23 protein-coding genes are annotated in these 19,408 nt (G+C 60.0%); 14 read left to right on the forward strand and 9 right to left on the reverse strand.

Annotated features, from left to right (window positions below; translation table 11 throughout):
* Positions 1-12: 12 nt before the first annotated feature.
* Positions 13-1,407 carry an argininosuccinate lyase gene (argH, locus tag ACA049_RS29620; RefSeq protein WP_497331824.1) on the forward strand — a complete coding sequence of 465 codons (1,395 nt, stop codon included), beginning with the start codon at positions 13-15 and terminating at the stop codon, positions 1,405-1,407.
* 118 nt (positions 1,408-1,525) lie between these two features.
* Here argH and ACA049_RS29625 read toward each other — a convergent pair whose 3' ends face one another.
* Positions 1,526-2,185, reverse strand: a complete 660-nt coding sequence (locus tag ACA049_RS29625; protein WP_497331826.1) for a glutathione S-transferase family protein — start codon at positions 2,183-2,185, stop codon at positions 1,526-1,528.
* Between the two features lie 125 nt (positions 2,186-2,310).
* Between ACA049_RS29625 and ACA049_RS29630 the strand changes: the two genes are divergently transcribed.
* The 3 genes from ACA049_RS29630 (at position 2,311) to ACA049_RS29640 (ending at position 6,110) form a co-directional block, all read left to right on the forward strand.
* Positions 2,311-2,595, forward strand: coding sequence for a hypothetical protein (locus ACA049_RS29630; RefSeq protein WP_010465083.1), 285 nt, complete (start codon positions 2,311-2,313; stop codon positions 2,593-2,595).
* Positions 2,596-2,828: 233 nt separating this feature from the next.
* Positions 2,829-3,074 (forward strand): TIGR02647 family protein, encoded by a 246-nt coding sequence (locus ACA049_RS29635; RefSeq protein WP_090178166.1) that lies wholly within the window; start codon positions 2,829-2,831, stop codon positions 3,072-3,074.
* Between the two features lie 192 nt (positions 3,075-3,266).
* The gene (locus ACA049_RS29640) at positions 3,267-6,110 is read left to right on the forward strand and encodes a class I adenylate cyclase (protein WP_497331828.1); all 2,844 of its coding nucleotides are present in this window, start codon (positions 3,267-3,269) and stop codon (positions 6,108-6,110) included.
* 5 nt (positions 6,111-6,115) lie between these two features.
* Here ACA049_RS29640 and rnk read toward each other — a convergent pair whose 3' ends face one another.
* The 3 genes from rnk to cyaY form a co-directional block, all read right to left on the reverse strand.
* Positions 6,116-6,526, reverse strand: coding sequence for a nucleoside diphosphate kinase regulator (rnk, locus tag ACA049_RS29645; RefSeq protein ID WP_046045088.1), 411 nt, complete (start codon positions 6,524-6,526; stop codon positions 6,116-6,118).
* Between the two features lie 270 nt (positions 6,527-6,796).
* A complete protein-coding gene (locus tag ACA049_RS29650) occupies positions 6,797-7,015 on the reverse strand; it encodes a DUF1289 domain-containing protein (protein ID WP_497331830.1) in 219 nt (72 codons plus the stop codon).
* Between the two features lie 4 nt (positions 7,016-7,019).
* A complete protein-coding gene (cyaY, locus tag ACA049_RS29655) occupies positions 7,020-7,352 on the reverse strand; it encodes an iron donor protein CyaY (protein ID WP_497331832.1) in 333 nt (110 codons plus the stop codon).
* Positions 7,353-7,670: 318 nt separating this feature from the next.
* Between cyaY and lptM the strand changes: the two genes are divergently transcribed.
* The 6 genes from lptM to ACA049_RS29685 are packed head-to-tail and all read left to right on the forward strand — an operon-like array spanning position 7,671 to position 12,278.
* Complete coding sequence (gene lptM, locus ACA049_RS29660; protein ID WP_075946461.1) at positions 7,671-7,844, forward strand: LPS translocon maturation chaperone LptM; 174 nt, start codon at positions 7,671-7,673, stop codon at positions 7,842-7,844.
* A 9-nt stretch (positions 7,845-7,853) separates the two neighbouring features.
* Complete coding sequence (lysA, locus tag ACA049_RS29665) at positions 7,854-9,101, forward strand: diaminopimelate decarboxylase (RefSeq protein WP_046045084.1); 1,248 nt, start codon at positions 7,854-7,856, stop codon at positions 9,099-9,101.
* A 4-nt stretch (positions 9,102-9,105) separates the two neighbouring features.
* Complete coding sequence (gene dapF / locus ACA049_RS29670; protein WP_497331834.1) at positions 9,106-9,936, forward strand: diaminopimelate epimerase; 831 nt, start codon at positions 9,106-9,108, stop codon at positions 9,934-9,936.
* 13 nt (positions 9,937-9,949) lie between these two features.
* Positions 9,950-10,675: a DUF484 family protein gene (locus ACA049_RS29675; protein WP_497331836.1), complete on the forward strand. Its 726-nt coding sequence runs from the start codon at positions 9,950-9,952 to the stop codon at positions 10,673-10,675.
* Between the two features lie 2 nt (positions 10,676-10,677).
* Positions 10,678-11,577: a tyrosine recombinase XerC gene (gene xerC, locus ACA049_RS29680; RefSeq protein ID WP_090178141.1), complete on the forward strand. Its 900-nt coding sequence runs from the start codon at positions 10,678-10,680 to the stop codon at positions 11,575-11,577.
* A complete protein-coding gene (locus ACA049_RS29685) occupies positions 11,574-12,278 on the forward strand; it encodes an HAD family hydrolase (RefSeq protein WP_497331838.1) in 705 nt (234 codons plus the stop codon). Before xerC ends, ACA049_RS29685 begins: the two co-directional genes overlap by 4 nt.
* A gap of 200 nt (positions 12,279-12,478) precedes the next feature.
* On the opposite strand, the gene sutA is transcribed toward ACA049_RS29685, so the two are convergent.
* The 4 genes from sutA to glnK all read right to left on the reverse strand — a co-directional run bounded on the left by sutA (position 12,479) and on the right by glnK (position 15,257).
* Positions 12,479-12,802, reverse strand: coding sequence for a dormancy-specific transcriptional regulator SutA (sutA, locus tag ACA049_RS29690; RefSeq protein ID WP_109635832.1), 324 nt, complete (start codon positions 12,800-12,802; stop codon positions 12,479-12,481).
* A 101-nt stretch (positions 12,803-12,903) separates the two neighbouring features.
* Entirely contained in the window at positions 12,904-13,329 is a 426-nt protein-coding gene (locus ACA049_RS29695; protein ID WP_111448318.1) for a secondary thiamine-phosphate synthase enzyme YjbQ, read from the reverse strand.
* 214 nt (positions 13,330-13,543) lie between these two features.
* Positions 13,544-14,881, reverse strand: a complete 1,338-nt coding sequence (locus ACA049_RS29700) for an ammonium transporter (protein WP_497331840.1) — start codon at positions 14,879-14,881, stop codon at positions 13,544-13,546.
* A gap of 37 nt (positions 14,882-14,918) precedes the next feature.
* On the reverse strand, positions 14,919-15,257 hold the full coding sequence (gene glnK, locus ACA049_RS29705; protein ID WP_002555808.1) for a P-II family nitrogen regulator: 339 nt from the start codon (positions 15,255-15,257) through the stop codon (positions 14,919-14,921).
* Positions 15,258-15,675: 418 nt separating this feature from the next.
* Between glnK and ACA049_RS29710 the strand changes: the two genes are divergently transcribed.
* Together ACA049_RS29710 and ACA049_RS29715 are read left to right on the forward strand one after the other, a co-directional pair.
* On the forward strand, positions 15,676-15,936 hold the full coding sequence (locus ACA049_RS29710; protein ID WP_033060695.1) for an accessory factor UbiK family protein: 261 nt from the start codon (positions 15,676-15,678) through the stop codon (positions 15,934-15,936).
* Between the two features lie 460 nt (positions 15,937-16,396).
* Positions 16,397-16,918 carry a BRO-N domain-containing protein gene (locus tag ACA049_RS29715; protein WP_497331842.1) on the forward strand — a complete coding sequence of 174 codons (522 nt, stop codon included), beginning with the start codon at positions 16,397-16,399 and terminating at the stop codon, positions 16,916-16,918.
* Here the strand turns inward: ACA049_RS29715 and ACA049_RS29720 are convergent.
* Positions 16,915-17,193, reverse strand: coding sequence for a HigA family addiction module antitoxin (locus tag ACA049_RS29720; protein ID WP_497337012.1), 279 nt, complete (start codon positions 17,191-17,193; stop codon positions 16,915-16,917). The two genes, ACA049_RS29715 and ACA049_RS29720, sit on opposite strands and share 4 nt — an antisense overlap.
* 197 nt (positions 17,194-17,390) lie before the next feature.
* Between ACA049_RS29720 and ACA049_RS29725 the strand changes: the two genes are divergently transcribed.
* Positions 17,391-17,561 (forward strand): hypothetical protein, encoded by a 171-nt coding sequence (locus ACA049_RS29725; RefSeq protein ID WP_497331844.1) that lies wholly within the window; start codon positions 17,391-17,393, stop codon positions 17,559-17,561.
* A 178-nt stretch (positions 17,562-17,739) separates the two neighbouring features.
* Positions 17,740-19,233, forward strand: a complete 1,494-nt coding sequence (locus ACA049_RS29730) for a YifB family Mg chelatase-like AAA ATPase (RefSeq protein ID WP_497331846.1) — start codon at positions 17,740-17,742, stop codon at positions 19,231-19,233.
* Positions 19,234-19,408: the final 175 nt, after the last annotated feature.

The raw sequence follows: 19,408 nt of genomic DNA on the forward strand, positions 1-19,408 counted from the left end.
ACGAGCGAATTCATGAGCACTGACAAGACCAATCAGTCCTGGGGCGGCCGCTTCAGTGAACCCGTCGACGCCTTCGTCGCCCGCTTCACCGCCTCCGTCACTTTCGACCAGCGCCTGTATCGCCACGACATCATGGGCTCGATCGCACACGCCACTATGCTGGCCAAGGTCGGCGTGCTGACCGACGCCGAACGCGACAGCATCACCGATGGCCTGAAGACCATCCAGGGTGAAATCGAGGCCGGCCAGTTCGACTGGCGCATCGACCTCGAAGACGTGCACATGAACATCGAGGCGCGTCTGACCGACCGCATCGGCGTGACCGGTAAAAAGCTCCACACCGGCCGCAGCCGTAACGACCAGGTCGCCACCGACATCCGCCTGTGGCTGCGTGACGAGATCGACCTGATCCTGGGCGAAATCACCCGCCTGCAAAAAGGCTTGCTGGAACAGGCCGAGCGCGAAGCCGGCAGCATCATGCCGGGCTTCACCCACCTGCAGACCGCGCAGCCGGTGACCTTCGGGCACCACATGCTGGCCTGGTTCGAAATGCTCAGCCGCGACTACGAGCGTCTGGTCGACTGCCGCAAGCGCACCAACCGCATGCCACTGGGCAGCGCCGCACTGGCGGGCACCACCTACCCGATCGACCGCGAATTCACCGCGCAGCTGCTGGGCTTCGACGCCGTCGGCGGCAACTCGCTGGACAACGTGTCCGATCGCGACTTCGCCATCGAATTCTGCTCGGCCGCGAGCATCGCGATGATGCACTTGTCGCGCTTCTCCGAGGAGCTGGTGCTGTGGACCAGCGCGCAGTTCCAGTTCATCGATCTGCCGGACCGTTTCTGCACCGGCAGCTCGATCATGCCGCAAAAGAAAAACCCGGACGTGCCCGAGCTGGTTCGCGGCAAGACCGGCCGCGTCTTCGGCGCGCTGATGGGCCTGCTGACCTTGATGAAAGGCCAGCCACTGGCCTACAACAAGGACAATCAGGAAGACAAGGAACCGCTGTTCGACGCCGCCGACACCTTGCGCGATTCGCTGCGTGCCTTTGCCGACATGATCCCGGCGATCAAGCCCAAGCACGCGATGATGCGCGAAGCGGCGCTGCGGGGTTTCTCCACCGCGACCGACCTGGCTGACTATCTGGTACGCCGTGGCCTGCCATTCCGCGACTGCCACGAAATCGTTGGCCATGCCGTGAAGTACGGCGTGGAAAGCGGCAAGGACCTGGCGGAAATGAGCCTGGAAGAGCTGCGCAAGTTCAGCGACCAGATCGATCAGGACGTGTTTGCCGTGCTGACCCTGGAAGGCTCGGTGAACGCCCGTGACCATATCGGCGGGACTGCGCCGGCGCAGGTCAAGCAGGCTGTGGCGCGCGGTCAGGCATTGCTCGCCAGCCGTTAAAAGCTTCGCGAGCAAGCCTCGCTCCTACAGGTTATGTGTCGTCCTGCAATTCGAACGACACAGATCCCGTAGGAGCGAGGCTTGCCCGCGAAGACTGACTCAAGAACGCTATAAAACCCTACTTCTTGGACGCGACCATCGCCATAAACGCCGGCATCGCCGCGTCCTTGTCCGCTGCAATCCGCTGCACGTTCGGATTCTGCTCCAGACGCTCCAACAGCGCCTTGGCCGCCGGCATTTCTGCCAGCAAGTCCAGGTCGAACAGCTTCTGCGCCACCGCACAGGCTAACGGCACGCTGTACAGGAAATACAAATCCGCAATGCTCAGACTGTCCCCCGCCACATAAGGGGAGAACTTGCCGTGCCTGCCCAGGGCCGCAAACCCCAGCAACAGTTCAGCCTTGGTCTTGTCCTTGATCGCGTCCGGCACCTGCATGCCGAAAAATGCCTGGGGATAACAGGCGCGAGCCGGCAACTCGATGTACAGCTCGATTTCCTTGGCCAGCGCCAACACCTGCGCCCGCTCAAATGGATCGCTCGGCAATAGCGGCGTGCCTTTCTGGCTTTGCTCGATGTACTCAAGAATCACGGCGGTTTCGTTGATAAAGCCTTGTTCGACGCCCAGCACCGGCACCTTGCCGCGTGGGCTGATGGCCAACGCCTCCGGGCTTGTACCGGCGTAAAACGGTACTTCTTCGAACGGCACGCCCTTCTCGAGCAGCGACAGTTTCACCATGTTGTAGTAGTTACTGACGGAAAATCCATAAAGCTTGAGCATCACATAGCCTCCAGGCCGTGCGGGGTTGGCAGTGCCTGTTTATAGAACGCCGGGGCGATTCCTGCCAGCAGCATCACAGCGCTGAATGCAGGTAAACTGGCCGCCTTAAACTTGAGGAGCCTGCCATGAGCGAGCCAACCGACATCGATAGCGACGAAGAAGAATTCACCGAAACCACCCTGATTGAAGCCATCGAAAACCAGATCGAAAGCGACAACCCGCCTGCGGCCAAGGCGACGTTCAACAAGCTGACCCTGGTGGGTTACGAGCGTGAAGAAATCCTCAACCTGATGGCCCACGTGTTGGCGGTAGAAATCGACGCGATCCTCGAAGAAGACCGCGCGTTCAACACCGAGTGGTACGAAACAGCGTTGCGTGCGCTGCCAGAGCTGCCGCCGGAAAAGAAATAACCCCGATCCGTAGGAGCGAGGCTTGCCCGCGAAGGGCGCACTGAGGTTTTTCCATACAAACCGTGTCATCGTTCTTCGCGGGCAGCCTCGCTCCTACGCACCCCGCTGCCGCACCTCCCGCCGGGGAACGCATCCCGTGGTGAAAAAACCCTGATGCAGGCACTGGACATGCCGCACGAGTCGGCTCACCTTAGGGGCGCTGTCGTCCAATTCCTAGAAAGTCTGGAGTCCTTATGTCGCTTACCCCTGAGTTGGTTGCCGAACTGGAAGTCCTCGCACTCTTCAACCTGGACAGTTCCCAGGAAGGTTTGAAAATTCATCAGACCGCTGCCCCGAAACACATCGCCGCCGCCAAACGCCTTTTCGAAAAAGACCTGATCGACCAGCCCGATGGCGGTTATCTGACCAGTCTGGGTCGTGACGCCGCGCAAAATGTACAAACCGTTCTGACGATTCTGAGCGTCCAGGAAACAGCCTGAGTATCAGTGCATCGCCCACGGAAACCCCTGCTACGGGATTTCCGCGGGCACACTTTGTGACCTGCGGTCGCCGCACGGTAGAAATCTGGCGTCAAAAAACAAAATCAGCTTAAAAGTCCCGGGCCCGAGGCGCTAAACTGCCCCTCATCCGCAGACCCCACGTCCGAGCCTCGCGAGCCGGTTTGAGCTGACATGACCCGCACCCATGAAATCCGCCCCGATCTGGACGAGGGAATCGACCGCAAGGTTCTCGGCCAGCTGCGCGCACGTTTTCTCAAGCTCAACGAAGGCCGCATGGCCCGTGCCATGGAGGGGCTGTCGACCCGCCAGCAAACAGTGTTGACGCTGCTGCCGCTGTTTTTCCACGTGAATCACCCGCTGTTGCCCGGCTATGTGTCGGGCAGCACGCCGGCCGGGCTGTCGAATTTCGAGCCCGACGCCAACGCCCTCGCCGAAGCCCAGCGCCTGACCCGATCGTTCTCCTACAAGCCGCGCCACGGCAGCAATCCACCGCGACCGATTCACGGCCTGTTCCTGATGGGCAGCCTCGGCACGCTGGCCCAGGCTGATCAAAGCGACATGGATGTGTGGGTCTGTCACAGGCCGGACTTGAGCGAGACCGAACTCGCCGAGCTGCGTAAAAAGTGCCAGTTGCTCGAGGTCTGGGCCGCCAGCCAGGGCGCCGAAGCGCATTTTTTCCTGATCGACCCGGCCCGCTTCGTGCTCGGTGAACGCGATACGCAATTGAGCTCTGAAGACTGTGGCACCACCCAGCACTACCTGCTGCTGGATGAGTTCTACCGCACCGCGATCTGGCTGGCCGGTCGCACGCCGATCTGGTGGCTGGTGCCGGTCTACGAAGAAGCCGCCTACGACCGTTACACCCACACGCTGCTGTCCAAGCGCTTCATCCGCGCTGACGAGGCGCTGGACCTGGGGCATCTGGCCTACATCCCGCCCGGCGAATTCATCGGCGCCGGGCTCTGGCAGTTGTTCAAGGGCATCGAGTCGCCTTACAAGTCCGTACTCAAACTCCTGCTGATCGAGGTTTACGCCAGCGAACATCCGAAGGTTCATTGCCTGAGCTTGCGCTTCAAGCAAGCGGTGTTTGCCAATCAACTGGACCTCGACGAGCTCGACCCCTACATCGTGGTTTACCGACGCATTGAGGAATACCTCACCGCGCGTGGCGAGCCAGAGCGCCTGGAGCTGGTGCGCCGCGCGTTGTACCTGAAGGTCAACCGCAAGCTCACCGGCAGCAGCCGCACCCAGAGCTGGCAACGTTCACTGCTCGAGCGGCTGGCTCACGAATGGAACTGGGATCCGCGGCAACTGGCGCTGCTCGACAGCCGCAGCCAATGGAAAGTCCGCCAGGTCAGTACCGAACGCCGAGCCTTGGTCAACGAGCTTAATCACAGCTACCGGTTCCTGACCCAGTTCGCCCGCAACGAGCAAACCGTCAGCCTGATCAACAAACGCGACCTCAACGTCCTGGGTCGACGGCTGTATGCAGCCTTTGAGCGCAAAGCGGACAAAGTCGAGTTCATCAACCCCGGCATCGCCCCGGATCTGGCCGAAGACACCCTGACTCTGGTGCAAGCGCCGAACAAGAAAGAACCCGGGCAAACTCAGTGGGGCTTGTACAACGGCAGCCTGACGGCCCACGAGTGGGAGCATTTCGCGCCGATCAAGCGCAGCCGCCAATTGCTGGAACTGCTGACCTGGTGCCACCGCAACGGCGTGATCGACAGCAGCACCCGCCTCGCCTTGCACCCCGGCACCAGCGACTTGAGCGAATTTGAACTGTTCAACCTGCTCGGCAGCCTGCAACAAAGCATCGCCCTGCCGTTGACGACCGTCGCTGAAGAGCCGTTGCTGCGCGCCAGTGTGCCAAGTGAAGTGCTGATTCTGGTGAACGTCGGCGTCGATCCGCTCAAGCACCATCGCGACCTGAACATCCTGATGACCACCGAGCGCACCGATTCCCTGAGTTACGCCGGGGTGCGGGAAAACCTGGTGCTGACCCTGGACCAGGTCACGCTCAACAGCTGGAACGAAGTGCTGGTCAACCGCTACGACGGCCCGCACGCCTTGCTCGACTGCCTGCGCGATTACCTCAACAACCTGCCGAGCGGCGCCCAACAGCCCAAGCTGCGGGTTCGCTGTTTCTGCCACAACCGCGCGCAATTCATCGCCCGGCGAGTCGAAGAGGTCCTCGATACCGCGCAGAACCTGCTGCTGAGCAAGCTCAATCATCGCTACCTGGTTCAGGTCCAGCAGCATTATCACGTGTTGGAGCTGGTACCCGGCCACGTCAATCACGTCGCCCTCGCCACGCTGCCTGCGTTATTCGATTACCTGGGTGAAGAACTGGCGAGCTACAGCCCGCTGCACCTGGACCCGATGGCGCTGGAAGACCACGACCTGGCGCTGCTCCTGCCCATGGGCCAGCCCGAATGCATCCAGGTGTTCTATCGCATCACCGAACAGCAGGCGGATCTGTACGTGCTCGATGAGTTCAATGCCCTGTGGCAGCAGCGTTTGCCCTATCACGACGAGCAAAGCCTGCTGGTGCCGCTGCAACGGTTCCTGCAATCGATCCAGTACCGACGCGACGCCTTGCTGCCGATGAACACCACCCAGCCGCTGAACCTGGACACGTTGTATTACCAGCTATTGCCGTCAGGTTCCGGCCGGGCGCGTCGGGTCGAACCCCGGCCGGCGCCACAAACCCCGATCAACAAACCGTTCTACGACGTGCAGGCGATCATCGGCAAAGCCGCGCCGGGACAGGTGCAGGTCACGTTGTATTGCAATCAGCGGGAGTTTTCAGAGCTGGAACATGGCGACCAGTTGTTCAGCGTGGTCGCTCAGGAGATCGTCGAGCAGCGCCGGGAAACCGAGCGCTATCGCTGCTACATCACCGACCTGGACCTGTCGGGCCTGCTCGGTGATGGTCAGAGTTCAAGCAATCTGTATTTGCGCTACAAGGCCGACCTGGAGCGCGCGTTGAATGAGGCGCTCGAGCAGGTCTAAGCGGTTTATTCCGGAAAGTGGCCGCCCTCGGCCGGCTGCGATTCGACTTCCAGCAGGGTCAGTTTGAGGGTTTTGCCGCCCGGGGCCGGCCAGTCGATGTGCTGGCCGACTTTCAGACCGAGCAACGCACTGCCGACCGGCGCCAGAATGGAAATCTTGCCTTCGTCGGCGTTGGCATCCTTGGGGTAAACCAGCGTCAGGTGATAGTCCTTGCCACTGCCTTCTTCGCGGCAATGCACACGGGAATTCATGGTGACGACGTCGGCGGGCACTTCATCGTGACCGACCAGGGTATCGGCGCGATCCAGTTCGGTTTGCAGCGCGATAACGCCCGGCAGCGTGTCATCCAGGCTGTCGATCAGGCGCTCCAGACGTTGCACGTCCAGACGGGTAAGGGTGATGGAAGGTGCGGTCATGATAGAGGCAGACTCCTTTCTTCTGCACAGAAAAAGCAAAACCCCGCCAGAAAAAGGCGGGGTTTTCACGAGCCTCGATGGGTTGAGGCGTTTCTGGACACTATCACAGCTCAATAAATATACAAGTCAGGGGCGACGGACCCGACTTTCGGTAACTCCGATGAAACCTGTAGGAGCAAAGCTTGCTCGCGAAGGCGGTGTGTCAATCAACATGGGAATCGACTGACACGCCGCTTTCGCGAGCAAGCTCTGCTCCTACAGGTTTGTGTATCAGGCCAAGGTTTTGCGCTGGACTGCCTGGGCGCAGATCACACGGCGGCGATCATCGTCGGCCGAGCGCCATTCGCGGATGTCTTCGACATGGCGAAAACACCCGAGGCAGACTTTCTGCTCGTCCAGCCGACACACACCGCTGCACGGCGAAGGCACCGCCGGGCTGACGTTGCTGTAGAGCGGTTTGGGCGCACGAGCAGGCGCAGGTTGCGTCACGATCTCACAGACCTTCGAAATCGAGTTCGACGCCAGCCTGCTGCTTGACGATGCGCTCAAGCATTTCGCCCAACTGCTCTTCGCTCTTGTCGCACATCCAGCGCTCGCTCTCGGCGTCGTAATCGAAGTGGAAACCACCCGAGACGGCCGCGAGCCACAGCTGACGCAGCGGCTCCTGGCGACTGAAGATCAACTGGCTGCCGTTTTCGAACTTGACGGTGAGCACACCGGCCGAGCTCTCCAGATCAATATCCAGGTCGCTGTCATCGAAAACATCTTCCAGCGTTTGCTGGGTGGCATCGACCAGGTCGTGGAAACGGGCTTCGGTCAAACTCATTGCGGCAACCTCAAAAAGTGTCTGTTCACGCTCAAGCGCCGCAAGATACGGGCGAGCCCCGGTGATTGCAAAGGATAACGATCAGGCATCGATATAGGTACACCTGTGGGAGCGGGCTTGCTCGCGAAAACGGTGTGTCAGTCAGCATTAATGTCGAATGACACACCGCTTTCGCGAGCAAGCCCGCTCCCACAGTGGATTGCACATAACCGACTGGCATCGAGCCAAGCCCCGCCGGACGGGAGCCCCGTCGCATAGGCAATCCGCCGGGTGGCCGGTATACTCCGGCGCAATTAACGCATTTTCAAGGATTTCGCCATGAAGCGCCTGATCTCTTCCCTTGCCGCGCTCCTCGCGGTTGCCTGTCTTGTGTCGGCTTGTGGTCAAAAAGGCCCGTTGTACCTGCCTGACGATTCCCAGGACCCTGCCGAGCAGGCCCAGTCCTCGCAAAAGCAGCCGTCCAAAGCTCACAAGCACGACGTCTACCAATAAGGGAACGCCATGGACGCTTTTAACTACCGTGACGGTGAGCTGTTCGCGGAAGGGGTTGCCCTGTCCGCCATCGCCGAGCGCTTTGGCACACCGACTTACGTCTACTCACGCGCCCACATCGAAGCCCAGTACCTGGCTTACGCCGATGCGCTGGCCGGCATGCCGCATCTGGTGTGCTTTGCGGTCAAGGCCAACTCCAACCTGGGTGTATTGAATGTCCTGGCGCGTCTCGGCGCCGGTTTTGACATCGTTTCCCGTGGCGAGCTGGAACGCGTACTGGCCGCTGGCGGCAGCGCCGACAAGATTGTGTTCTCCGGTGTCGGCAAGACCCGTGACGACATGCGTCGCGCCCTGGAAGTTGGCGTCCATTGCTTCAACGTCGAATCCACCGATGAGCTGGAACGCCTGCAAGTGGTCGCCGCCGAGCTGGGCGTTCGCGCACCGATCTCGCTGCGCGTGAACCCGGACGTCGATGCCGGCACGCACCCGTACATTTCCACCGGTCTCAAAGAGAACAAGTTCGGTATCGCCATCGCCGACGCCGAAGACGTGTACATCCGCGCCGCGCAGCTGCCAAACCTGGAAGTGGTCGGCGTCGATTGCCACATCGGTTCGCAACTGACCACCCTGCCGCCGTTCATTGATGCCCTCGACCGTCTGCTGGGCCTGGTCGACCGCCTCGGCGATTGCGGCATTTACCTGCGCCACATCGATCTCGGTGGTGGTTTGGGCGTGCGTTATCGCGATGAAGAGCCGCCATTGGCTGCCGACTACATCAAAGCCGTGCGCGAGCGTCTCGACGGTCGTGACCTGGCGCTGGTGTTCGAGCCGGGCCGCTTCATCGTCGCCAACGCCGGCGTGCTGCTGACCCAGGTCGAGTACCTCAAGCACACCGAACACAAAGACTTCGCCATCGTCGATGCGGCCATGAACGACTTGATCCGCCCGGCGCTGTACCAGGCCTGGATGGACGTCACCGCCGTGCGCCCGCGCACTACCGCCGCTCGCGCCTACGACATCGTCGGCCCGATCTGCGAAACCGGCGACTTCCTGGCCAAGGATCGTGAACTGGCTCTGGAAGAAGGCGACCTGCTGGCCGTGCATTCGGCCGGCGCCTATGGGTTTGTCATGAGTTCCAACTACAACACCCGCGGCCGCGCCGCTGAAGTGTTGGTGGACGGTGATCAGGCATTTGAAGTGCGTCGCCGTGAGACGGTAGCCGAGTTGTTTGCTGGCGAAAGCCTGCTGCCGGAGTAATCCCATGCTGCTGCGTTTTACCAAGATGCACGGCCTGGGCAATGACTTCATGGTCCTCGACCTGGTCAGCCAGCACGCGCACATCCTGCCCAAACATGCCAAGCAATGGGGCGATCGGCACACCGGCATCGGTTTCGACCAGTTGCTGATCGTCGAAGCGCCGAGCAACCCGGACGTGGATTTCCGTTACCGGATCTTCAACTCCGACGGTTCCGAAGTGGAACAGTGCGGCAACGGTGCGCGCTGTTTCGCCCGCTTCGTACTCGACAAGCGCCTGACCGCCAAGCGGCAGATTCGCGTCGAGACCAAAAGCGGCATCATCGAACTGGATATCCGCAGCGACGGCCAGATCGGCGTCAACATGGGCGCTCCGCGTCTGATGCCGACCGAGATTCCATTCGAGGCGCCAGAACAGGCCTTGAGCTATACGCTCGACGTCGATGGCACCCCGGTCGAACTGGCCGCCGTGTCCATGGGCAACCCCCATGCCGTGCTGCGGGTCAGCGACATCAACAACGCACCGGTGCATGAACTGGGGCCGAAAATCGAACATCACCCGCGCTTCCCGGCGCGGGTCAATGTCGGTTTTCTCCAGGTCATCGACCGGAACCGTGCGCAGTTGCGCGTCTGGGAACGTGGTGCCGGGGAAACCCAGGCCTGCGGCACCGGCGCGTGCGCTGCCGCAGTGGCCGCGATCAGCCAGGGGTGGATGGATTCGCCGCTATTGATCGACCTGCCCGGCGGGCGTCTGTCCATTGAATGGGCAGGCCCTGGCCACCCGGTCATGATGACCGGTCCGGCAGTACGCGTTTATGAAGGACAAGTGCGTCTTTGAGAGAGTCGAATCCATGAAAGATAAGCCCCAGGTTCCCGCCCCACAGCCCGACGAATCCCCTTCCGAAAGCCTTGAGGCGGCGGCGATTGCCGCGTACCTGGAGGCTCATCCGGATTTCTTCGTCGAACACGAAGAACTGCTCCCGGCCTTGCGCATTCCGCACCAGCGCGGCGATACCGTCTCGCTGGTCGAGCGTCAGATGAAGATCCTGCGCGACCGCAACATCGAGTTGCGTCATCGCCTTTCGCATTTGATGGACGTGGCCCGCGACAACGACCGCCTTTTCGACAAGACCCGCCGCCTGATTCTCGCGCTGATGGATGCCAACAGCCTGGAAGACGTGGTGATCAGCGTCGAAGACAGTCTGCGCCAGGACTTCCAGGTGCCTTTCGTCAGCCTCATCCTACTGGGCGACAACCCGATGCCGGTCGGTCGCTGGGTCACCCATGCCGAGGCGCAAACAGCCATTGGCGGCTTGCTCTCGGAAGACAAAAGCGTCAGCGGCAGCCTGCGTGAGCATGAGCTGGACTTCCTGTTCGGCGAAGAACAGCGCAAGCAGATCGGCTCCACCGCCGTCGTCGCCATCAGCTTTCAAGGCATCCACGGCGTCCTGGCCATCGCCAGTCGCGACCCGCAGCACTACAAGAGCTCGGTCGGCACCCTGTTCCTTAGCTACATCGCCGAAGTCATGGGCCGGGTATTGCCACGGGTCAACAACTCCCTGCGCTCGGTACGCTGACCATGGAACGGCAACTGGACGCTTACTGCGAACACCTGCGCAGTGAGCGGCAGGTGTCGCCCCACACGCTGTACGCCTACCGCCGCGACCTCGACAAAGTGCTGGGCTGGTGCGTCAAACAGAACATCAGCAGCTGGGCCGCGCTTGATATCCAGCGCCTGCGCAGCCTGATCGCACGCCTGCATTCACAGGGTCAATCGTCCCGTAGCCTGGCGCGCCTGCTGTCAGCAGTGCGCGGGCTTTATCACTATCTGAACCGCGAAGGCCTGTGCGATCACGATCCGGCCAATGGCCTGGCGCCGCCGAAGGGCGAACGTCGACTGCCAAAAACCCTCGACACCGACCGTGCGCTGCAACTGCTGGAAGGCGCGGTGGAGGATGATTTCCTGGCGCGTCGGGATCAGGCGATTCTGGAGCTGTTCTATTCCTCGGGCTTGCGTCTTTCGGAGCTGACCGGACTCAATCTGGATCAGCTGGACCTGGCCGACGGCATGGTCCAAGTACTCGGCAAGGGCAGCAAGACTCGACTGCTGCCGGTGGGCAAAAAGGCCCGCGAAGCCTTGGAACTGTGGCTGCCGCTGCGGGCCATGACCAACCCGGCGGATGACGCGGTGTTTGTCAGCCAGCAAGGCCGGCGCCTTGGCCCCCGGGCAATTCAGGTGCGGGTCAAGGCCGCTGGCGAGCGTGAGCTGGGGCAGAACCTGCACCCGCACATGCTGCGACACTCCTTTGCCAGCCATTTGCTGGAATCCTCACAAGACTTGCGCGCCGTCCAGGAATTGCTCGGCCACTCGGACATCAAGACCACCCAGATCTACACCCACCTGGACTTCCAGCACCTGGCCACGGTCTACGACAGCGCCCATCCACGGGCCAAACGCATTAAGGGCGATGATTCATGACCATCCAATTGATCACCTTCGACCTCGACGACACCCTGTGGGATACCGCCCCGGTGATCGTCAGCGCCGAAGCCATACTGCGTGAATGGCTGACCGAGCATGCACCGAACCTGGGCGCGGTGCCGGTGGAGCATCTGTGGGCCATTCGTGAGCGGATCCTGACCAGCGAACCGAGCCTCAAGCACCGCATCAGCGCGCTGCGGCGCCGGGTGCTTTTCCAGGCGCTTGAAGAATCCGGTTACGACCATGGCGAGGCTTCAGACCTGGCTGACAAGGGTTTTGAAGTGTTTCTGCACGCGCGGCATCAAATCGAAGTGTTCCCCGAAGTCGAACCGACGCTGGAGACACTGGCCAAGCATTACGCCTTGGGCGTGGTCACTAACGGCAACGCCGATGTACGCCGGCTGGGGCTGGCGGATTACTTCAAGTTTGCGTTGTGCGCCGAAGACATCGGCATCGCCAAGCCCGATGCGCGGCTGTTTCATGAGGCATTGCAACGTGGCGGGGCGACAGCGGAGACAGCGGTGCATATCGGCGATCATCCGGGGGATGACATTGCCGGGGCGCAGCAGGCTGGGTTGCGCGCGATCTGGTTTAACCCGCAAGGTAAATTGTGGGAAGCGCAGAAGGCGCCGGATGCCGAGATTCGCAGCCTGACCGAATTGCCGGCGTTGTTGGCGCGGTGGAATTCCCGACACTGATCCTGAGAACACACAAAAACCCTGTGGGAGCGGGCTTGCTCGCGAAGGGGGCGTGTCAGACAGCATTGATGTCGACTGACACTACGCTTTCGCGAGCAAGCCCGCTCCCACATTGAATCGCGTCACGCCCCAGACTTTTATTTCTGCCATGAAAAAGCCCGCAGCGACGGCGGGCTTTTTCAGCAAGCAAGGGCAGACGCTTAGATAGGCCGGCTGCCGTACTTGTTGTCAGGCTTCTTGGGAGGATCGGCGACCACATTGGCCTCCACTTCCTGCACCTTGCCGCCCCGTGCCAGAAACTCTTCCATGGCCTTAGCCAGGGCGTCGCGTTCCTTGTTCTTGGCTTCGACGCTCGGCAGCTCGTCAACCGACACCGCAGCCTTGGCTTTACCTTTGGCGGTCGGAACGGGCGTTTCACCGCCATCGTCGTCAGCAACGTCTTCCGCTGCTGCTTCCAGACCTTCTTCAGCCTCGTCTTCGTCGCCTACTTCGAGGTCGTCGTTTTCCAGATCATCGTCGCTCATGTTCTACCTCATGACTTGCGAAAAGCAGATTAGTTATAGCCCAGCTTTACCGTCTGTCGACAGCTGCCGGAAAAATTCAATAACCACTGGTGACCAGCGGTTCATGCCTCTTCACCGTGCACGGTGGCGAGGACTTTACGGGCACCGCCAAAATCACGGTGCTCGCCCAGATAAACGCCTTGCCAGGTCCCCAGCGCAAGTCGGCCTGCCGAAATCGGCAAACTGAGCTGACAGCCAAGCACGCTGGCCTTGAAGTGCGCCGGGAGGTCGTCCAGGCCTTCGTCGTTATGCTCATAGCCGTCTGCTCCTTGTGGGATCAGACGATTGAAAAATCGTTCGAAGTCGCGACGTACCGCCGGATCGGCGTTCTCGTTGATGGTCAACGACGCCGAGGTATGCTGCAGCCACAGATGCAACAGACCGACCCGACACGCCTTGAGTTCAGGCAGGCCGGCGAGTAACTCGTCCGTTACCAGATGAAAGCCCCGGGGCCTTGCCCGCAGGGTAATCAGAGTCTGTTGCCACATACAGTTCTCCGCACGTTCGGGGCGCATTCTAGCGCGCTCTGGGAAAAAACAAAGGCCCTAATATTCCTTCAATCATGTAAGCCATTGGCCGTAGAAAAACGCCCGTCGTAAACGCCACTAAACGTGTACGAAAAAACCTTTCAGCAGTCGCTTCACTGACAAACTCCAGACAAAAAAATGCCCGGCAAGCCGGGCAAGTTTTTTATGCGCGTGCTTACAAGTTGTAGCCGCGTTCGTTGTGGAGTGCCAGGTCGATACCGACGGCCTCTTCTTCTTCCGTGATACGCAAGCCCATGACAGCGTCCAGGACCTTGAGAATGACGTAGGTGACGATCGCGGTGTAGATCACCGTGAAGCCCACACCTTTGCACTGAATCCAGACTTGAGCGGCGATGTCGGTAACGGTGCCGAAGCCACCCAGGGACGGTGCGGCGAACACACCGGTCAGGATCGCGCCGAGGATACCGCCGATACCGTGCACACCGAAGGCGTCCAGGGAATCGTCATAGCCGAGTTTGCGTTTCAGGGTGGTGGCGCAGAAGAAGCACACCACGCCCGCTGCCAGGCCGATGACCAGCGCGCCCATCGGGCCCACGGTGCCAGCGGCCGGGGTGATGGCGACCAGACCGGCCACGACACCCGAAGCGATACCCAGTGCACTTGGTTTGCCGTGGGTGATCCACTCGGCGAACATCCAGCCCAGTGCAGCAGCGGCGGTTGCGATCTGGGTGACCAGCATCGCCATACCGGCGGTGCCGTTGGCCGCAGCAGCGGAACCGGCGTTGAAACCGAACCAGCCCACCCACAGCATTGCGGCGCCCATCAGGGTGTAACCGAGGTTGTGCGGCGCCATCGGCGTGGTCGGGAAGCCTTTGCGCTTGCCGAGCACGATGCACGCAACCAGACCGGCCACACCGGCGTTGATGTGCACCACGGTGCCACCAGCGAAGTCGAGCACGCCCCAGTCCCACATCAGGCCGCCGTTGCCGGACCAGACCATGTGCGCAATCGGTGCGTAAACCAGTGTGAACCACACGCCCATGAAGATCAGCATGGCGGAGAACTTCATCCGCTCGGCGAAGGCACCGACGATCAGCGCAGGGGTGATGATGGCGAAGGTCATCTGGAAGGTGATGAACACCGCCTCAGGGAACAGCGCCGCGGGGCCGGTCAGGCTCGAAGGCGTGACACCGGCGAGGAATGCCTTGCCCATGCCGCCGAAGAACGAGTTGAAGTTGACGACGCCCTGCTCCATGCCGGTGGTGTCGAACGCGATGCTGTAGCCATAAATGACCCACAGAATGCTGATCAGACCGGTAATGGCGAAGCACTGCATCATCACGGAAAGAATGTTTTTGGAGCGAACCATGCCGCCGTAGAACAGCGCGAGGCCGGGAATGGTCATGAACAGCACGAGGGCTGTCGAGGTCAGCATCCAGGCGGTATCGCCGGAATTGAGGACTGGGGCCGCCACTTCGTCTGCCGCCATAGCCAGGCTGGGCATTACGAGGGACAACAGGGCTCCTAGCCCTGCGAATTTACGCAGAGTCATATTGTTTTCTCCTGGGGCGTTGGGTTTGTGGCGGCGTTTAAATCGCGTCGGTATCGGTTTCGCCGGTACGGATGCGAATCGCCTGTTCCAGATTGACCACGAAGATCTTGCCGTCACCGATCTTGCCGGTGTTGGCAGCCTTGGTTATCGCCTCGATAACCCGGTCCAGATCCTTGTCGTCAATGGCGACATCGATCTTCACCTTGGGCAGAAAATCGACCACGTACTCCGCGCCGCGATACAGCTCGGTGTGACCCTTCTGCCGACCGAAGCCTTTGACTTCAGTAACGGTAATGCCCTGCACGCCGATCTCGGACAGCGACTCGCGCACGTCGTCCAACTTGAACGGCTTGATGATGGCAGTGACTAGCTTCATGAAAACTCTCTCCCGAATTGGTGGACTTGCCCCAGGAAAACAAACCCGTCTCAAGTCTAAGCGCAGTGCCTGGCTTTGTAACGCATCGTCGGCCTTTGATTGCCCGTCCGACGCCTGCTACCACTCCGCACGAAACACTTCCCCCGTTCCGCTTGGCGCACTGCATTCGTCACAGCGACTGCATCAGTGCATGGGTCACTACCGACTAAGCAGAAAGCTTGCCATCTCGCCAAAACCCACTGAATTCAATCCCTTGACCGATTCCGACAGCCACTTCCCTCAAACGGCCCGACGGTTACGCACAACAACAGTGCGCGGCCGTCCACCCACATGCGCGAAAAGCGTGCATCCCTGCTGTCGGAATTGACTATAGACACTGCGTGATACACTGCCCGCCATTGTTGACAGGACATTTCCCATGCTCGCACCCAAAGATTTCCTCGACGCCCTGACCGGCACCGCCTCCCGCCTCTTCAGCGGCGAAACCCCATTGCCGAAAAGCGAAATCGAAAGCCAGTTCAAGGCGCTGCTGCAGAGCGGCTTCAGCAAGCTGGACCTGGTGAGTCGTGAAGAGTTTGATAGCCAGATGGTTGTCCTCGCACGGACCCGGGCACGGCTGGAAAGCCTCGAAGCAAAGGTCGCCGAGCTGGAAGCGAAGCTGAACCCGCCCACCGAGTAACCCCGCAATTCCCACTTTGAAACCGGATCCAATGTGGGAGCGGGCTTGCTCGCGAATGAAGTCACCTCGGTCGTCCAGCCATCCCACACTGGACAGACCACTCCCCTGTAGGAGCTGCCGCAGGCTGCGATCTTTTGATCTTCCGCCCCGCCACCATCTCGGCAACGTCCTACAAAGATCACCACCGCCGTCCGATAGCGCCGCGAAGCCTAGGTTCCTAAGCTCATCCCCAGCTGAATATTCAGCACTGGGTTTGGCGACCTGGAAGACCCCGACGCACCGCGACCACATTCGACCGAGGAATTTATTCCCATCACGAATTATGGCGGCTATGCGTGGGAGACCCTCGGGTCTGCCGGTTCTCGGGTGTCACCGGTTCGCCAACCCGCGCATAGCTGCCACCCTTTTCGTTTGGCGACGATCAGAAGCAGTTTTCTTCACTCGACCCCGAGAATGCACCATGAATGAAAACTATCTAATCCCTCACGTCTTCACCCGCCACAAACTCCACCTCCACGCGCTGTTGATCGAAAACCAGCCTTGGTTCAGCGCCCGAGACCTGGGCCGTCTGCTTCGCCTTTTCCTCGACGAACGCGCCGTCCGAAAACTCGATCCCGATCAACATCAATCCGCGCGAGTCGTCATCCACGGCACCCTCGAAAACACCCTGCTGATCAGCGAATCCGGCGTCTACGCCCTGCTGGTCTACCACTACTGCCCCGAATACCGAGGTCTGCGCGAGTGGCTAACACACGACGTAGTGCCAGCCCTCAGAGACGCCCAACAACCGACGTCAAGCGAACGCCCGGTCCTGAGTCTGTTGAACTGGCCGGAGATGTCATTGAGTTTGCTGCACTGGAATAATCAGCCGTGGATTCGGTTGCAGGATGTTCCGCACATGCTTGCGGATGGTGAACGGCCAAAGCGAGCGGTCAATACGCCGTGGTGGAAGCGCGCGTCACAGGTGCTGCAATCGCTTTAAGTACTTAAATCACTACCACGTTCGATTTCGGCTTTACGCAGATCGTAAGTCGATTGCAAGTTCAGCCAGAACTCGGGCGTGGTGTTCAGGTGGATGGATAGCGTCTTCGCCAGACCTGCACTGACACCGACCTGCTGACTCACAACATCGCCTATTTCCGCCTCTGGCTCGTTCAGCAATCGAGCCAAAACCTCGGTTGCTATATGCAGCGGCTTCAAAAACTCTTCGCTGAGAATTTCACCTGGATGAATCGGGCGCATTCCATTCCTTTTCATTCGCGTCTTCCACGGCTGTTTCAGCGAGATCATAAGCAGCAACCTTCTGATCGCAAGACCATCCACGCTCTTTCACCGTCGTCCTTCAACTTTTTAGGCACGGTCCTACAAAAAGCAGCTCTCCAGCCTGATTTAATAGTTCGCACCCGTTCCTCTACGCTTTCCGCCAAACAAACATCCAATCCCAGGAGGTGCTAATGAGCCCGAAAAAGCGAAAGGCGAAGCTGTTACAAATTGCCGAGTTTCACGCCGAAGCACGTCGCTTGGCTGGAAATTTATCGGCCAATCAACGACGCTTTATTGAAGTCGCCATCGCGTATGGCAAAGAACTTGAGCCAAGCGGTTGGTTGGCCGGTGGACGAAGCTGAATTTTTTCGAGAAAGAAACCGTCTAGTGGCGGTTTTTTTGTACCTCGCCGATGCTCTTGTTCGTAGCCGTAACATCCCGCGAAAGTTTGCTCGCGTAACCGCCCTACCAATTTCCTCTCCCCGTCTACCCTTAAAAAACCCGCAGGAAGCGGCCTCTCGTTTAGCTCAAGGAACGACCATGTCCCTCTCCATCGTTCACAGCCGCGCCCAGATTGGCGTGGATGCGCCCGCCGTTACCGTAGAAGTCCATCTGGCCAACGGTCTGCCGTCATTGACGATGGTCGGCTTACCCGAGGCGGCAGTGAAGGAAAGCAAGGACCGGGTACGCAGCGCGATCATCAATTCAGGCCTGCAATTTCCGGCGCGGCGTATCACGCTGAATCTCGCTCCCGCTGACTTACCGAAGGACGGCGGCCGGTTTGATCTGGCGATTGCCCTGGGGATTCTGTCCGCCAGCGTGCAGGTGCCGACGTTGACGCTGGATGACATTGAATGCCTTGGAGAATTGGCGCTGTCAGGCGCGGTACGTGCCGTGAGAGGCGTGTTGCCGGCTGCGCTGGCCGCGCGCAAGGCCGGGCGCTCGCTGATGGTGCCGCGGGCGAATGCCGAGGAAGCCTGCCTGGCGTCGGGGCTGAAGGTGTTTGCCGTGGATCACTTGCTGGAAGCCGTTGCGCACTTCAATGGACATACACCGGTTGAACCCTACGTTTCCAATGGCTTGCTCTACGCCAGCAAACCCTATCCGGACTTGAATGAGGTGCAGGGGCAAATCTCGGCCAAGCGCGCATTGCTGATTGCGGCGGCTGGGGCTCATAACTTGCTATTTAGCGGACCGCCGGGGACCGGAAAAACGTTGTTGGCGAGCCGTTTGCCGGGTTTGCTTCCACCGCTCGCCGAAAACGAGGCGCTGGAAGTCGCCGCCATTCAATCCGTCACCAGTTGCGTGCCCTTGAGCCACTGGCCGCAACGACCATTCCGCCAGCCCCATCACTCGGCCTCCGGCCCGGCGTTGGTGGGTGGTGGTTCAAAGCCACAACCCGGCGAAATCACCCTCGCCCATCATGGTGTGCTGTTCCTCGACGAACTCCCGGAATTCGATCGCAAGGTATTGGAGGTTTTAAGGGAACCACTGGAGTCCGGCCACATCGTGATTTCTCGCGCCAAGGATCGCGTGAGGTTTCCGGCGCGCTTTCAATTGGTGGCCGCGATGAACCCGTGTCCCTGTGGATATCTTGGCGAACCCAGCGGTAAATGCAGTTGTACACCGGACATGGTTCAACGTTATCGCAACAAATTGTCGGGGCCACTGCTGGATCGGATCGATCTGCATCTGACCGTCGCTCGGGAAGCCACGGCGTTGAATCCTGCGCTCAAACCCGGTGATGACACTGCCACTGCTGCGGTGCTGGTCGCCGACGCCCGGGAGCGGCAACACAAACGTCAAGGTTGCGCCAATGCCTTCCTTGATTTGCCAGGGCTGCGTCGACACTGCAAGTTATCCACAACCGACGAGGCGTGGCTGGAAACTGCTTGCGAGCGTTTGACCTTGTCACTCCGGTCGGCCCACCGACTGCTCAAGGTTGCCCGCACATTGGCAGACCTTGAACAGGTAAATGCAATTACACGCGAGCATTTGGCGGAAGCGCTGCAATATCGGCCGGCCTCAGCGTAATTGATGACCATCACAGCAAATCATTCAGATCACTATTAAGAGGCCAGAGGGCGTCAATATGCTACCGCCTAGATTTCTCGATTTCATCAAAGCACTCACCGCGAGAACGGAGAGAGGCGAATTCTCTTGGAGTTATGACGACAACAACTCTTTTGTGAAACTTAAGGAAAATGAC

Source organism: Pseudomonas sp. LBUM1662 (assembly GCF_059695915.1).

Coding starts and splice junctions, on each gene's coding strand:
- argH (WP_497331824.1), top strand. CDS start 13: ATGAGCACTGACAAGACCAATCAGTCCTGGGGCGGCCGCTTCAGTGAA.
- ACA049_RS29625 (WP_497331826.1), bottom strand. CDS start 2,185: ATGCTCAAGCTTTATGGATTTTCCGTCAGTAACTACTACAACATGGTG.
- ACA049_RS29630 (WP_010465083.1), top strand. CDS start 2,311: ATGAGCGAGCCAACCGACATCGATAGCGACGAAGAAGAATTCACCGAA.
- ACA049_RS29635 (WP_090178166.1), top strand. CDS start 2,829: ATGTCGCTTACCCCTGAGTTGGTTGCCGAACTGGAAGTCCTCGCACTC.
- ACA049_RS29640 (WP_497331828.1), top strand. CDS start 3,267: ATGACCCGCACCCATGAAATCCGCCCCGATCTGGACGAGGGAATCGAC.
- rnk (WP_046045088.1), bottom strand. CDS start 6,526: ATGACCGCACCTTCCATCACCCTTACCCGTCTGGACGTGCAACGTCTG.
- cyaY (WP_497331832.1), bottom strand. CDS start 7,352: ATGAGTTTGACCGAAGCCCGTTTCCACGACCTGGTCGATGCCACCCAG.
- lptM (WP_075946461.1), top strand. CDS start 7,671: ATGAAGCGCCTGATCTCTTCCCTTGCCGCGCTCCTCGCGGTTGCCTGT.
- lysA (WP_046045084.1), top strand. CDS start 7,854: ATGGACGCTTTTAACTACCGTGACGGTGAGCTGTTCGCGGAAGGGGTT.
- dapF (WP_497331834.1), top strand. CDS start 9,106: ATGCTGCTGCGTTTTACCAAGATGCACGGCCTGGGCAATGACTTCATG.
- ACA049_RS29675 (WP_497331836.1), top strand. CDS start 9,950: ATGAAAGATAAGCCCCAGGTTCCCGCCCCACAGCCCGACGAATCCCCT.
- xerC (WP_090178141.1), top strand. CDS start 10,678: ATGGAACGGCAACTGGACGCTTACTGCGAACACCTGCGCAGTGAGCGG.
- ACA049_RS29685 (WP_497331838.1), top strand. CDS start 11,574: ATGACCATCCAATTGATCACCTTCGACCTCGACGACACCCTGTGGGAT.
- sutA (WP_109635832.1), bottom strand. CDS start 12,802: ATGAGCGACGATGATCTGGAAAACGACGACCTCGAAGTAGGCGACGAA.
- ACA049_RS29695 (WP_111448318.1), bottom strand. CDS start 13,329: ATGTGGCAACAGACTCTGATTACCCTGCGGGCAAGGCCCCGGGGCTTT.
- ACA049_RS29700 (WP_497331840.1), bottom strand. CDS start 14,881: ATGACTCTGCGTAAATTCGCAGGGCTAGGAGCCCTGTTGTCCCTCGTA.
- glnK (WP_002555808.1), bottom strand. CDS start 15,257: ATGAAGCTAGTCACTGCCATCATCAAGCCGTTCAAGTTGGACGACGTG.
- ACA049_RS29710 (WP_033060695.1), top strand. CDS start 15,676: ATGCTCGCACCCAAAGATTTCCTCGACGCCCTGACCGGCACCGCCTCC.
- ACA049_RS29715 (WP_497331842.1), top strand. CDS start 16,397: ATGAATGAAAACTATCTAATCCCTCACGTCTTCACCCGCCACAAACTC.
- ACA049_RS29720 (WP_497337012.1), bottom strand. CDS start 17,193: ATGAAAAGGAATGGAATGCGCCCGATTCATCCAGGTGAAATTCTCAGC.
- ACA049_RS29725 (WP_497331844.1), top strand. CDS start 17,391: ATGAGCCCGAAAAAGCGAAAGGCGAAGCTGTTACAAATTGCCGAGTTT.
- ACA049_RS29730 (WP_497331846.1), top strand. CDS start 17,740: ATGTCCCTCTCCATCGTTCACAGCCGCGCCCAGATTGGCGTGGATGCG.